This window comes from Pseudomonas sp. MDV22-iso1 (assembly GCF_058145095.1).
Window position 1 is genome coordinate 17018 of sequence record NZ_JBYVMF010000019.1, and the last position, 12549, is coordinate 29566.

General features: G+C 58.9%; 11 protein-coding genes. 2 read left to right on the plus strand and 9 right to left on the minus strand.

All coding sequences use genetic code 11. The features are described 5' to 3' along the window. Positions 1-14: 14 nt before the first annotated feature. The gene (gene aruF, locus AC3ZVB_RS20435) at positions 15-1034 is read right to left on the minus strand and encodes an arginine/ornithine succinyltransferase subunit alpha (RefSeq protein WP_194693766.1); all 1020 of its coding nucleotides are present in this window, start codon (positions 1032-1034) and stop codon (positions 15-17) included. Between the two features lie 221 nt (positions 1035-1255). Beyond that, complete coding sequence (locus AC3ZVB_RS20440; RefSeq protein WP_162438702.1) at positions 1256-2476, minus strand: aspartate aminotransferase family protein; 1221 nt, start codon at positions 2474-2476, stop codon at positions 1256-1258. 305 nt (positions 2477-2781) lie between these two features. Here AC3ZVB_RS20440 and AC3ZVB_RS20445 point away from each other — a divergent pair, with 305 nt between their 5' ends. Together AC3ZVB_RS20445 and AC3ZVB_RS20450 are read left to right on the plus strand one after the other, a co-directional pair. Then, positions 2782-3624: a dermonecrotic toxin domain-containing protein gene (locus tag AC3ZVB_RS20445; RefSeq protein WP_490147573.1), complete on the plus strand. Its 843-nt coding sequence runs from the start codon at positions 2782-2784 to the stop codon at positions 3622-3624. Next, on the plus strand, positions 3569-4258 hold the full coding sequence (locus AC3ZVB_RS20450; protein ID WP_490147574.1) for a hypothetical protein: 690 nt from the start codon (positions 3569-3571) through the stop codon (positions 4256-4258). Before AC3ZVB_RS20445 ends, AC3ZVB_RS20450 begins: the two co-directional genes overlap by 56 nt. 45 nt (positions 4259-4303) lie before the next feature. Here the strand turns inward: AC3ZVB_RS20450 and argR are convergent, their stop codons facing one another. The 7 genes from argR to acs all read right to left on the minus strand — a co-directional run bounded on the left by argR (position 4304) and on the right by acs (position 12329). Next, complete coding sequence (argR, locus tag AC3ZVB_RS20455) at positions 4304-5284, minus strand: transcriptional regulator ArgR (RefSeq protein WP_162438699.1); 981 nt, start codon at positions 5282-5284, stop codon at positions 4304-4306. Between the two features lie 235 nt (positions 5285-5519). Further along, positions 5520-6284 (minus strand): ABC transporter ATP-binding protein, encoded by a 765-nt coding sequence (locus AC3ZVB_RS20460; RefSeq protein ID WP_162438698.1) that lies wholly within the window; start codon positions 6282-6284, stop codon positions 5520-5522. Between the two features lie 27 nt (positions 6285-6311). Next, on the minus strand, positions 6312-7424 hold the full coding sequence (locus tag AC3ZVB_RS20465) for a M14 family metallopeptidase (protein WP_490147575.1): 1113 nt from the start codon (positions 7422-7424) through the stop codon (positions 6312-6314). 1 nt (position 7425) lies between these two features. Then, on the minus strand, positions 7426-8124 hold the full coding sequence (locus AC3ZVB_RS20470) for an ABC transporter permease (protein WP_162438696.1): 699 nt from the start codon (positions 8122-8124) through the stop codon (positions 7426-7428). After that, a complete protein-coding gene (locus AC3ZVB_RS20475) occupies positions 8121-8810 on the minus strand; it encodes an ABC transporter permease (protein ID WP_490147576.1) in 690 nt (229 codons plus the stop codon). Before AC3ZVB_RS20475 ends, AC3ZVB_RS20470 begins: the two co-directional genes overlap by 4 nt. Before the next feature lie 91 nt (positions 8811-8901). Further along, entirely contained in the window at positions 8902-9675 is a 774-nt protein-coding gene (locus AC3ZVB_RS20480) for an ABC transporter substrate-binding protein (RefSeq protein WP_162438695.1), read from the minus strand. Between the two features lie 698 nt (positions 9676-10373). Continuing rightward, positions 10374-12329, minus strand: coding sequence for an acetate--CoA ligase (gene acs / locus AC3ZVB_RS20485; protein ID WP_490147577.1), 1956 nt, complete (start codon positions 12327-12329; stop codon positions 10374-10376). Positions 12330-12549: the final 220 nt, after the last annotated feature.

Here is a 12549-nt window from a genome sequence, read left to right on the forward strand (position 1 = left end):
CAGTGCAGCGGTCGCTAAACCGCTACCAGGCGCACGCTGGCACCTTCACCGACACCCAGGGCTTCGGCTGTTTCAAGATCCAGAACCACGGGTTTGCCCGGCGCATAATCGAGCTCGAGCAGTACCGCGCGGTAATCTTGCAGCTGGGCGTTGGCCACCAGGTACTGACGACCGGCGCCTTTGACCGGCTCACCGATTTTCACCGGCACGAGGCGGCTCTGGGCAATCGAACGAATCCCTGAAACCCGCGCATGCAGGGTCGGACCGCCGTCAAAAATATCGATGTAGTGATCGGTCTCGAAGCCTTCGCGCATCAGGATGTCGAACGTGATCTGCGCCCGAGGGTGGACCTGGCCCATCGCTTCTTGCGCGGAATCCGGCAGCAACGGTACATAGATCGGGTAGTGCGGCATCAGCTCGGCAAGGAACGTGCGGCTTTTCAACCCGCACAGACGCTCGGCAGCGGCATAGTTGAGGTCGAAGAAGTTGCGGCCGATGGCATCCCAGAATGGCGAGTCACCGTTTTCATCGCTGTAACCGACGATCTCGGTCACCACGGAATCGGCAAAGCGTTCCGGATGGCTAGCCACGAACAACAGGCGGCCACGGGAGTTGAGCTCCGCCCAAGGCGAACCGACCAATTCGCGCTGCACATAGAAACTGGTCAGCAAGCTATTGCCGGTCAGGTCGTGGCACTGGGAAAGTACGTGGATCTTGTTGTGAATCTTCAGCTCGCGAGAAGCGTGTACGAAGGTTTCATTGCGGAAGCTGTAGAACGGTTCCGAATAACCCGCCGACGCCACGATCGCCGAGCAGCCGACCAGTTTCCCGGTGGCGATGTCTTCGAGGACGAAGAAATAGCTCTCTTCACCGTTGAAGCTGACTTCAGCGGCAAACGAAGCTTCGCTCGCGGCGATCTTGTCGCTCAGGCGTTCAACGTCATCCGGCAAGGAAGTGACACCAATCGGGCTGTCCGCAGCCAGACGCTGTACCTCGCCCAGATCAGCCATTTGCGCGGGGCGCATCACCAGCATGGTGTCACTCCTTTCTCTATCAATTTACAGAAGAAATAACCGGGCACTCACTGCATAAGCAGAGATCAATGTAGGAGTGAGCCTGCTCGCGATAGCGGTCTGTCAGGAGACAATAAGTCGACTGACAGATCGCTATCGCGAGCAGGCTCACTCCTACATTTGATCGGGTCCGGCATTAAAATTTGGTTCGACGCCTGACTGGTCAGGCGTCGAAAGGTGTATCAGGCTTGCGTCAGCGTCGCTACGGCGCGCTCGAAACGATCCAGGCCGGCATCGATATCGGCGTCTTCAACCACCAGGCTTGGGGCAAAACGCACCACGTCCGGACCGGCTTGCAGGATCATCAGGCCTTCTTTTTCAGCCGCATTGAAGATGTCCTTGGCCTTGCCCTTCCAGGCATCGCTGAGCACGCAACCGATCAACAGGCCCAAACCACGAACCTGCGTGAACACGCCGTATTTCTCACCGATCTGCTCAAGGCGCGCCTTGAACTTGTCGTGCTTGGCGTTGACGCCGGCCAGCACTTCAGGGGTGTTGATCACATCGATCACGGCTTCCGCCACCGCGCACGCCAGCGGGTTGCCGCCGTAGGTGGTGCCGTGGGTGCCAACGACCAGATGCTTGGCCAATGCTTCAGTGGTCAACATCGCAGCGATCGGAAAACCACCGCCCAGGCTCTTCGCGCTGGTCAGGATGTCCGGAGTCACGCCGTAATGCTGGTAGGCGAACAGCTTGCCGCTGCGGCCCATACCGGTTTGCACTTCGTCGAACACCAGCAGCGCGTTGTGCTCGGTGCACAGTTCACGGGCACCTTGCAGATAAGCCAGCTCGGCCGGCAACACACCGCCCTCGCCCTGAATCGGCTCCAGCACCACCGCGCAGGTCTTGTCGGAAACGGCTGCTTTCAAAGCGGCCAGATCGTTGTAAGGCACGTGAGTGATACCGGTAATCTTCGGACCGAAACCATCGGAATACTTCGACTGACCACCGACGTTCACGGTGAACAGCGTGCGACCGTGAAAGCTGTTCAGGGCGGCGATGATTTCGTACTTCTCGCTACCGAAACGGTCGAACGCGACGCGACGGGCCAGCTTGAAAGCGGCCTCGTTGGCTTCGGCGCCGGAGTTGCAGAAGAACACGCGCTCGGCAAACGTGGCGTCGATGAGCTTATGGGCCAGGCGCAAGGCCGGCTCGTTGGTGAACACGTTGGACACGTGCCACAGCTTGTTCGCTTGCTCTGTCAGTGCACCGACCAGCGCTGGATGAGCGTGGCCCAATACGTTAACGGCGATCCCGCCAGCGAAGTCGATCAGCTCGCGGCCAGACTGGTCCCACACGCGGGAACCGGCGCCACGCACGGGAATGAATGCGGCAGGCGCGTAGTTGGGAACCATTACCTGGTCGAAATCGGCGCGTTCTACTGCAGCGTGCTCAACGGACATCGGAGTCTCCTGAAGAGGAACACCCGCCTGAAACTGGCGAGCGATGGGGGGATTGTAAGGAGAGTTTTCAGCTTGGCCTTGCCGCCAAGCGACAACTTCTTATAGCGCAAACCCCGGTTTACGCCGGGTTTACGGCAATGCGACAAATAGCGTCGCAAAGGCGCAGTTTAAACTGCTGGCGAGATTACAGGCAGGGTTGCCAGGATTTGATTTGTGCCGCTCGCGAACACCTTACGTATGTACCGCCCCCCTATCGCGTCATCCTGATTTGCTTGCGATTCTTTAAATGCTCAAGGATTGGCACGATGCAACTGTCTAAAGAATGGCCACCCACGGCTACAAGCGACACAACCGAATCGCAGCACCCCGATCACCACTATCAACCGCTAAAAGACGCCATCCCCGACTGGCTTGGCACCGCCTCACCGGCCCGGCGCCAGGCGCTTAAAAATACTCAACCCCAACGCCTCGGCTCACTCAACGGAGCATCGGCCGCCCAGCACCAGCAACTGATGGCACTTAACGCCGCGCACTGGACTGCACAAACTGAGGTCGACCAAACGCTCGCGCATCTGCAAGACGCTAATGCTTTCGCCGAACCGTTACTCAAAGCCGCCTTGAAACGCCGCTTCGGCCTTGAGGTGGACGTCAAATCCACCTTCCTGCGCCTGTATGTACCCGCGACGCCCCCATGGTTTCCAGTCAAGACCGGCGCCCGCGCCTGGACCGTTTCGCAGCTGGACGCGGCGCTACATAATTTCGAAGAGAAGGAAACCCGGGACACTGCCTACGAAACCAATTCGACCTACATCACCCAGCCCTCGGCGAGCGGTCAGTTCGATACCCTGCCCTTTATCAAGGCCAGAATGAGCATCCCCGCGTTTACCAGCCTGTGCCGAGAACTGGACATCGGCCGCCAGTACACCCGCTACCTCGAAGACAACCTCGGGTTTTCCAACCCGCCCGCCGCGTCGACGCTGCGACTTCAGGTCGATGCCAGCCAGAAAGCGGCCCTGAAAGCCGCCCTGCACTGGGCACGAATAAACAAGGACATCGGCGAAACCTACTGTCGTTTGATCGAAGGGTTGATCGATGGCGTGCAAGGCATGCGTCTCAACGGGCAGCCCCTGTCGAGAGACACCCATTGATCGCCCCAACCTGCAAACGGCGTTCGTCGCGCTCAATGACAATCTGTGGCAACACCTCTACCAGGCCAGGCTCAACAAAATCCTCAACGACGCCAGGGCCATCGCCGTCCCCACGGCAAAAGTCGATCAGAAAACCCGCTGGGCGTTTTGGGATTCGCTGATCGACCTGGCCTCATCAATCCTTCAGACCGCCGCGTTCATCATCGCGCCATTCGTGCCCGTGCTGGGTGAAGCGATGATGGCGTACATGGCCTGCCAGTTGCTCGACGAAGCCTTCGAAGGAATCGTCGAGTGGGCACAAGACCGAACCAAAGAGGCGTTCGAGCACTTCATGGGCACCGTCGAATCGTTGGTCCAGTGGGGGGCGTTTGCCGTCGGTGGGACCATCGGCGCCACCGAGTTGCGCAAGGTGTTGCCCAAGGAGGTTGTCGCCTTCATCGACCGTTTCAAACCGGTGACGATGACTGAGGGACAAACCCGCTACTGGGAACCGGACCTCGCCCGCTACGAACAAAAAGACGTTCCAGGCGCAGATTCCAAAGCCAATGAACGGGCATCGGTGCGGTCACCGGGATGCCGCGCCCCGCCGATATCGCACCTGATGTTGATATGGAAAGCTGAACGTAGGACTTGAGCAAACAGGCCGTGGAAGTGACTCCATGGCCTTCTCCATTTGAGACTAACCGCGTTCTGAAGGCACCGACGACAATTCAAACGGGCTACTGCTGCGCCGCTGGTTGCGATCTTCCCGCGGCGTGGCGCCGAAGAAGTTGCGGTAGGCGCTGGAGAAATGCGGCCCCGAGGAGAAGCCACACGACAGGCCGATCTGGATGATCGACTTGCTGGTTTGCATCAACATCTGCCGGGCCTTGTTCAGGCGCAGTTCCAGGTAGTACTGGCTCGGCACACGGTTGAGGTATTGCTTGAAGATACGCTCCAGTTGCCGACGGGACACGCACACGTGTTGAGCGATTTCGTCGGTGGTCAGCGGCTCTTCGATATTCGCTTCCATCAGCAACACCGCCTGGGTGAGCTTTGGATGGCTCGAGCCCAGGCGGTTCTGCAGTGGAATGCGCTGGCGTTCGCCGCCTTCGCGAATACGTTCGACCACCAATTCTTCCGATACTGCACCCGCCAGTTCCGCACCGTGATCACGGGCCAATACCGCCAGCAACAAATCGAGCACCGACAGCCCGCCACAAGCCGTCAGGCGATCGCGATCCCAATCGAACAGATGGCTGGTAGCGATCACTTTGGGGAAGCGCTCGGCGAAATCATCCTGCCAGCGCCAGTGCACGGCGGCGCGATAACCGTCGAGCAAACCGAGTTGCGCCAACGGATAAACCCCGGCGGACAAACCACCGATCACACAACCGGCTCGCACCAGTTGTTTCAGCGCACTGCTGAGCGCCGGCGCGAGTGTGGTCGGCGGCTCGTCGGCGAGCAGAAACAGTTTCTGGAAGTTTTCAAGCTTGCCGGCCCAGGGTTCGCCAGGCAATTGCCAGGCGCCTTCGGCAGGCGGTTCGGCCTGCAGGAACGACAGTTCGTAAACAACGTCCGGATGCACACGCTGGGCAACACGCAAGGCCTCCTCAGCCAGCGCAAGCGTCAGTGCTTTAGTGCTGGGCCAAATCAGGAAACCAATTCGATGGGCAGTCATGGCGGGCAATCCGAAACGAGGAACGTGATGAAGGCATGGGCCAATGCTAGCCCGTAAATGAACGCATATCTCAAAACCGATGGAGATCTAACTGTGGGAGCTGGCTTGCGCCCCCCCACTGTAGGAGCTGTCGAGTGAAACGAGGCTGCGATCTTTTGATCCTGATTGTTCAAATCGAAAGATCGCAGCCTCGTTTCACTCGACAGCTCCTACACGGTGCGCAACGGAGTCCGGTTTACTTGAGGCTGCCCGAGAGGAATTGCTGCAAACGCTCGGACTGTGGATTGACCAGCACTTCGCGCGGGTCGCCGCTTTCTTCGACGATGCCTTTATGCAGGAACACCAACTGGTTGGACACCTCACGGGCGAAGCCCATTTCGTGCGTCACCACCACCATGGTCCGGCCTTCCAGCGCCAGGGCCTGCATTACCTTCAACACGTCACCGACCAGTTCCGGGTCGAGGGCCGAAGTCGGTTCGTCGAACAGCATCACTTCCGGCTCCATCGCCAACGCACGGGCAATCGCCACACGCTGTTGTTCGCCACCGGACATGTGACCCGGATAAGCGTCCTTGCGATGCGCCACGCCCACCTTGTTCAGGTAGTGCTCGGCCTTCTCGCGGGCTTCGGCCTTGGACATGCCCAGTACGTGGACCGGCGCTTCCATGATGTTTTCCATCGCGGTCATGTGCGACCACAGATTGAAATGCTGGAACACCATCGACAGGCGCGAACGCATGCGTTGCAACTGTTTCGGATCGGCCGCTTTCATCGCGCCGTCCTTGTTCGCCACCAGTTTCAGCTCTTCGTTATTGAGCAGAATCCGGCCCGCGTGCGGCTGCTCGAGCAGGTTGATGCAGCGCAGGAAAGTACTTTTGCCGGAGCCACTGGAGCCGATGATGCTGATCACATCGCCAGCCGCCGCTTTCAGGGACACGCCCTTGAGCACTTCGTGACTGCCATAGCGTTTATGCAGGTCTTGGACTTCAAGTTTGTACATGCGGTCGGTTCTCACAAAAACAGTCAGTCAGTCGTTGAGCAAGCGCCCGTGACGCAGCGCTTCGCGCCCCGCCACCTTGGCCAGCCAGAAACCGGGTTGGGCATAACGCAGCCGTTCAATGGCAAACAGCACCCCGGACGTACCAGCACACACCGTGCTGACCCGATCCGATAACGGATCGATCACTTCGAAAATTTCATCACCGGCATCGACCCACTCGCCGGGCCGGCGCAAAAAGCTGATCACCCCAGGGTGCGGCGCGAACAACAATTCGGTGCCTTCGAACGGCATGCCTTCGCACGCCTCCTGAGCAGGCGCTGGCCACTCACCGCTGATCAAACCCTGCTCGGCGAGGAACGCCAGAATGCCTTCAGCATAAGCCTCAGCGTCCTCACGACCGGTATCGGCCTGACCACCCAGTTCAATGGTAGTCGCCAGACAGGCCAGTGGAATCTGCGCATCCGGGAACAATCGCGAGAGGCGCAACCAGGGCAGCGAGCAGGCTTCGTCAAACGAACTGCCGCCGGAATCTTCCGCCAACAGCCCCACCTTCACACCCAGGTGCGCGGCCAGCGAGCGCCATTGCGGCCAATGCTGCGGCAGGGCATACATGTGCAGCGCCGCTTCGGCATCGCAATGCAAATCCAGCACGACATCGGCCGTGCAGGCATGGCTGAGCAAGACACGCTGCATGCCTTGCAACTGACTCGCTGCCGGCGGCAAGGCGGCCAGCGCATCGCTCATGGCCTGACGAATCAATTGAATATTGGCGTGCGGATCATCCCCCAGACGCCCCGCCAGCTCAGCGGCCACGGGCGCACTCAGCTCGACGAAATCGCGGTTGAAATTCTTGCCGCTGCCCGCCTCGAAACGGCCCTGATGATTGCCTTGCAGCAACTGACCCAACCCCAGTGGATTGGCCACTGGCACCAGTTCGATCACCCCGTTCAGCAAGCCTTGGGCTTCGAGTTCGGCGAGGCGCTTTTTCAGCTCCCAGGCGGTGCGCATGCCCGGCAGTTCATCGGCATGCAAGCTGGCCTGGATGTAGGCCTTGCGTTCTCCTGTTCCGAAACGGAATACCGAAATCTGGCGTTCGCTGCCCAAGTGGCTCCAGGGTAATGAATGATCGATGCGTTCCATATCAGTGCTTCCGCGGGGCCATGTAGCCCAGCCAGCGGCGCTCGGCCATTTTGAACAGGCGCACCAGAATGAACGTCAGGCACAGGTAGAAAACACCGGCAGTAATGTAAGCCTCGAACGGCAGGTAGTACTGGGCGTTCACAGTGCGCGCGGCACCGGTGATGTCGATGAGGGTCACGATGGACGCCAGACTGGTGGTCTGCAGCATCATGATCACTTCGTTGCTGTATTGCGGTAGCGCCCGGCGCAGGGCCGACGGCAGCAGGATGCGCTTGTACAGTTTGTAGCGCGACATACCCATCGCCTTGGCGGCTTCAATCTCGCCGTTCGGCGTGGCCCGCAGGCTGCCGGCAATGATTTCGGCGGTGTAGGCGCTGGTGTTGATCGCAAACGCCAGGCACGCACAGAACGTCGCGCTGGACAGCCACGGCCACAGGAAGCTTTCACGCACCGCTTCAAACTGCGCCAGCCCGTAGTAGATCAGGAACAGTTGCACCAGCATCGGCGTGCCGCGGATCACGTAGGTGTAGAGCCACGCCGTCATGTTGACGGCCGCGTTCTTGGAGACGCGCATCAAGCCCAGCGGCAACGCGCACAGCAGGCCGAAAAACAGCGACAGCCCGAGCAGTTTGAGGGTGGTCACCAGGCCGCCGAGGTACAGCGGCAAGGCCTCCCAAATGACGTTGTAGTCGAAGATCATAGATCAGCCGCCCTTACGCCTACCGAGTAGCGCTTCTCAAGGTGACGCAATGCCAGCAACGAGACACTGGTGATGACCAGGTACATCGCCGCCACTGCGAGGAAGAAGGTGAAAGGCCCGCGAGTGGCATCTGCCGCCTGCTTGGCCTTGAACATCATGTCTTGCAGACCCACCACCGAAATCAGCGCGGTGGCCTTGGTCAGTACCAGCCAGTTGTTGGTGAAACCCGGAATCGCCAGACGAATCATCTGCGGCACCAACACCCGGAAGAACACTTGGAAACTGCTCATGCCGTACGCCATGCCGGCTTCCGCCTGACCTTTGGGGATCGCCATGAACGCGCCGCGGAAGGTTTCCGACAGGTACGCACCGAAGATGAAGCCCAGGGTGCCGATACCGGCGGCCAACGGGTTCAGGTCGATGTAGTCGTCATAGCCGAGCATCGGCGCCACGCGGTTGAGCAGGTCCTGACCACCGTAGAAAATCAGCAGGATCAGCACCAGATCAGGAATACCGCGGATCACCGTGGAATACAGGTCGCCCAGCCACGCCAGCCAGCGCACCGGAGACAGACGCAACGCAACGCCGATCAGACCCAGAACGATGGCCAGGGCCATGGACGACAAGGCGAGCTGAAGCGTCAGCCATGCGCCATCGAGGATGACAGCCCCGTAGCCTTTCAACATGATTCAGGTCCTCGAAAGTTGGGATGAAAAAATGGCGCAAACCTCAGAGATCCTGTTGCTTGCGCCATTTCGGACTTGCCGCCTGGACGTGTTACTTGCCGTAGATGTCGAAGGCGAAGTACTTGTCCTGGATTTGCTTGTATTTGCCGTTCTCGCGAATGGCCGTGATCGCGGTGTTGATCTTGTCTTTCAGCGCGTCACCCTTGCGTACAGCGATGCCGACGCCGTCGCCGAAGTATTTGACGTCGGTGAAGGCCGGGCCGACAAACGCAAAACCTTTGCCAGCGTCGGTTTTCAGGAAACCGTCGTCCAGCAAGGTGGCGTCAGCCACGGTGCCGTCGAGGCGACCGGCAGCCACGTCGAGGTAGATTTCGTTCTGCGAACCGTATGGCTTGATCTCAGCACCCAGCGGGGCCAGGACTTCACGGGCGAAACGTTCGTGGATCGAACCACGTTGCACGCCGATGTTCTTGCCCTTGAGCTCGGTCAGGCCTTCGCTGACCTGAGTGCCGGCCTTCATGACCAGGCGAGCCGGAGTGTTGTAGTACTTGTTGGTGAAGTCCACAGACTTCTTGCGATCTTCAGTGATCGACATGGACGACAGGATCGCGTCGATCTTGCGTACCTTCAAGGCCGGGATCAGACCGTCGAACTCTTGCTCGACCCACACACATTTGACCTGCATCTGCTCGCAAAGAGCGTTGCCGATGTCGTAGTCGAAACCAACGATGCTGCCGTCCGGTGCTTTGGAAGCAAACGGAGGGTAAGCCGCTTCGATACCAATTTTCAGAGGCTTTTCATCGGCGAAGGTTGGCAGGGACAGCACGGACAGTGCCAGGGCGCCAAGCAGCACGAGTTTCTTCATCTTGGGACTCCATCGGTAAAGGGCTAAAAGGCAGAGTGAGCGACAGCCCAATATGCGAGTGAGTAAAACCGGAAAGCGATTGCTGCGTCTTGTGTAACACACGTTATTTTCAACGCACGTAACGACGAGCGAGTGATCGGCATTCTAACGACAGGCCCGAAGCCGATATTTCTTCAATGCGACAACAAATTACAGAAGCACCGAGAAAGCCGTTTGGGCACGTTGACAGCCCTGCATTTTCATGCAGGAGCAAAAGACAGTGAACCGATCTATGCTGCAAATTGCGGGCCTATTATTGGCAAACCCTTCTAATCCGGCAAGCGTAGCGTGGTGTCTTATTTTTCAGAGGGGCTGCAGACGCCCAAGGATGGGGCTTTGCGTTTCTCAATGCCCCGTATCGGCGCGAGCGGTTACACATTTAGTTACTTGAATGGGTTGGGGTAACAGTAGGAAAAGGATGACGGGGGATGCCGATAATTATTGGCTGATGTTTATTTAGCGTCTGACAGATCGCCATCGCTAGCAGGCTAGCTCCCACAGGGGAATTGCGCTGGGCTCAAATTTTGAATCCACTGAAGAACCTTGTGGGAGCTAGCCTGCTAGCGATAAGGCCCGAACAGCCCCCACAAAACCCCAGGCAAAAAAAACCCCATCCGGCGCAACACCGGATGGGGGTTTTACTGACTCAAAGACAGCGGTTAAGCCACATTCATCGTCTTATGCGTATCAATCAAATGCTGCACCACACCCGGGTCCGCCAGGGTCGAGATATCACCCAACCCATCGTACTCAGCCGTCGCAATCTTGCGCAGAATACGGCGCATGATCTTGCCCGAACGCGTCTTCGGCAGCCCCGGTGCCCACTGGATCACATCCGGTGAAGCAATCGGCCCGATCTCTTTACGCACCCAGTTCTTCAGCTCCAGACGCAGCTGCTCGGTCGGTTCTTCACCATTTTTCAGGGTGACGTAGACATAAATGCCCTGCCCCTTGATGTCGTGCGGCACACCGACCACGGCAGCCTCGGCGACTTTCGGGTGTGCAACCATTGCGCTCTCGATTTCAGCGGTGCCCATACGGTGGCCGGAAACGTTGAGCACGTCGTCCACGCGCCCCGTGATCCAGTAGTAACCATCTTCGTCACGACGAGCACCGTCACCGGTGAAGTACATGCCGCGGAAGGTCTTGAAGTAGGTGTCGACGAAGCGGTCGTGATCGCCATACAGCGTACGCGCCTGGCCTGGCCACGAATCGAGAATCACCAGGTTACCCTCGGCCACGCCTTCGATGATGTTGCCCAGATTGTCGACCAACGCTGGCACGACACCAAAGAATGGACGTGCCGCCGAACCCGGCTTGAGGGCGTGAGCGCCGGGCAGCGGGCTCATCATGTTGCCGCCGGTTTCGGTCTGCCACCAGGTATCGACGATCGGGCAACGGGATTTGCCGACGTTCTTGTAGTACCAGTCCCAGGCTTCCGGGTTGATTGGCTCACCCACCGAACCGAGCAGACGCAGGCTGCTGCCGTCAGCGCCTTCAACCGCTGCAGTGCCAGCCGCCATCATCGCGCGAATGGCGGTCGGTGCGGTGTAGAGGATGTTGACCTTGTGCTTGTCGACGATCTTCGCCACCCGGGTGATGTCCGGGTAATTCGGCACGCCTTCGAACAGCAGCGTGGTCGCGCCGTTGGCCAATGGGCCGTAGACGATATAGCTGTGGCCAGTGACCCAGCCGACGTCAGCGGTGCACCAGTAGACTTCACCGGGACGGTAGTCGAACACGCGCTCGTGGGTCATCGCCGCGTACAACAGGTAACCGGCGGTGGTGTGCTGCACGCCCTTCGGCTTGCCCGTGGAACCGGAGGTGTAGAGGATGAACAGGGCTTCTTCGGCGCCCATCTCCTTCGGCGCGCAAACACTGCCCGCCACTTTCATCAGGTCTTCGAACCAGATGTCGCGATGCTGGTTCCACTTGATGTCGCCGCCGGTGCGCTTGCACACGATGACTTTCTGAATGCTGCTGGTTTCCGGGTTGGTCAGCGCGTCGTCGACGTTGGACTTGAGCGGGATTTTCTTGCCGGCACGAATGCCTTCGTCCGCAGTGATCACCACTTTGGAGCGGCAGTCGATGATCCGACCGGCCAGGGCTTCCGGCGAGAAACCACCGAACACCACCGAGTGAATCGCGCCGATCCGGGTGCAGGCCAGCATGGCGACCACAGCTTCAGGGATCATCGGCATATAGATAGTCACCACGTCGCCGCGGTGCACATCCTGGCCGCGCAGGGCGTTGGCGAACTTGCAGACTTGTTCGTGCAGCTCGCGGTAGGTGATGTTGCGGCTTTCGGAAGGGTCATCCCCCTCCCAAATGATCGCGACTTGATCGCCGCGCTCGGCCAGATGACGGTCGAGGCAGTTGTAGGAAACGTTCAGGGTGCCATCGGCAAACCATTTGATATCAACGTGGTGATCGTCAAAGGAAGTCTGCTTCACCGTGGTGAAAGGCTTGATCCAGTCGAGGCGCTTGGCTTGCTCGCGCCAGAAGCCGTCCGGGTTGACGACCGACTGCTGGTACATGGCTTTGTAGGTTGCCTCGTCGGTCAGCGTGTTGGCTGCTACCTCGGGACGAACGGGATACAGGGAAGCCGCACTCATCTTTCTTACCTCGGTGAAATAGTTGTTTTTGTATGACCCTGTTGTAGCCGGGCCAGCCGTATAGAACCATTCGACGATGGTAGTAACAAGCCCCTACAAATTATCGTGATAAGCCTCAAACGCCCGCCACGACGCCTGTAGGAGCAGGGTTTTCCCTCGAATGCGATATCACTGAAAACTTAAACCTGAAGATCAACAACGCTCACTTTGTAGCCGCTGG

Excerpts from the sequence above, each read along its gene's own strand:
- AC3ZVB_RS20475 (WP_490147576.1), bottom strand. The coding sequence starts at position 8,810 with ATGTTGAAAGGCTACGGGGCTGTCATCCTCGATGGCGCATGGCTGACG.
- AC3ZVB_RS20450 (WP_490147574.1), top strand. The coding sequence starts at position 3,569 with ATGGCGTGCAAGGCATGCGTCTCAACGGGCAGCCCCTGTCGAGAGACA.
- argR (WP_162438699.1), bottom strand. The coding sequence starts at position 5,284 with ATGACTGCCCATCGAATTGGTTTCCTGATTTGGCCCAGCACTAAAGCA.
- AC3ZVB_RS20465 (WP_490147575.1), bottom strand. The coding sequence starts at position 7,424 with ATGGAACGCATCGATCATTCATTACCCTGGAGCCACTTGGGCAGCGAA.
- AC3ZVB_RS20440 (WP_162438702.1), bottom strand. The coding sequence starts at position 2,476 with ATGTCCGTTGAGCACGCTGCAGTAGAACGCGCCGATTTCGACCAGGTA.
- aruF (WP_194693766.1), bottom strand. The coding sequence starts at position 1,034 with ATGCTGGTGATGCGCCCCGCGCAAATGGCTGATCTGGGCGAGGTACAG.
- AC3ZVB_RS20470 (WP_162438696.1), bottom strand. The coding sequence starts at position 8,124 with ATGATCTTCGACTACAACGTCATTTGGGAGGCCTTGCCGCTGTACCTC.
- AC3ZVB_RS20480 (WP_162438695.1), bottom strand. The coding sequence starts at position 9,675 with ATGAAGAAACTCGTGCTGCTTGGCGCCCTGGCACTGTCCGTGCTGTCC.
- AC3ZVB_RS20445 (WP_490147573.1), top strand. The coding sequence starts at position 2,782 with ATGCAACTGTCTAAAGAATGGCCACCCACGGCTACAAGCGACACAACC.
- AC3ZVB_RS20460 (WP_162438698.1), bottom strand. The coding sequence starts at position 6,284 with ATGTACAAACTTGAAGTCCAAGACCTGCATAAACGCTATGGCAGTCAC.
- acs (WP_490147577.1), bottom strand. The coding sequence starts at position 12,329 with ATGAGTGCGGCTTCCCTGTATCCCGTTCGTCCCGAGGTAGCAGCCAAC.